We start from the raw sequence: 567 nt of genomic DNA on the forward strand, positions 1-567 counted from the left end.
GGGGTTTGCCACAGTGCGGCCAGAAAGAGCTGCGCATCGAGTTCCGCCGGGAGCGCGAGCACGACATGGGGCCGCGTCGTACGGCGGGCGATGGCCTCGAGATCCTGACGGACGATCACGGCGGGGTCGCCGGTTGCCGCCCGGCACAGCTCGTCCCGGAGCTGCCCGTCGCCGCACGAGACGACCCGCTGCACGAACGGGTAACGCCCGCCTTCGTCGTCGACCGATACGGACAACACCACGGCGTCAGGCGCGGCACGGCGCAGCGTGTCCACTGCGCGGCTGCGCGCCTGCGGGGTGTTGCCCGAGACGATGCTCAGCAGTCCCCGCTTCGGCGTCCTGTCGGTGTTCACCGTCCCACCTGCGCGAGGGCGGCAACGAGTGTGTGGGCGGCCTTTCGTGCCCGCAGTATCGTCGACGGCATGTCTGCTCTGCTCCTGGCTGACTTATCGGGAGGCGTAGGGGATCAGGGCCATCTCGCGGGCGTTCTTGATGGCGCGGGCTATCTGCCGCTGCTGCTGCCTGGTCACGTTGGTCACCCGGCGGCTGCGGATCTTGCCGCGGTCG

General features: G+C 69.8%; 1 protein-coding gene and 1 pseudogene. Both read right to left on the reverse strand.

Going from position 1 to position 567, the window contains the following annotated elements:
• Window positions 1-353 (reverse strand): annotated as a pseudogene (locus tag ADL29_RS08235) (GTP-binding protein); the annotation flags it as partial.
• Between the two features lie 93 nt (window positions 354-446).
• Window positions 447-567: 30S ribosomal protein S18 (gene rpsR / locus ADL29_RS08240; protein ID WP_063788409.1), on the reverse strand; the 121-nt coding region annotated here is incomplete at its 5' end.

Origin of the sequence: Streptomyces chattanoogensis (assembly GCF_001294335.1) — a bacterium.
Taxonomy (GTDB): Bacteria; Actinomycetota; Actinomycetes; order Streptomycetales; family Streptomycetaceae; genus Streptomyces; species Streptomyces chattanoogensis.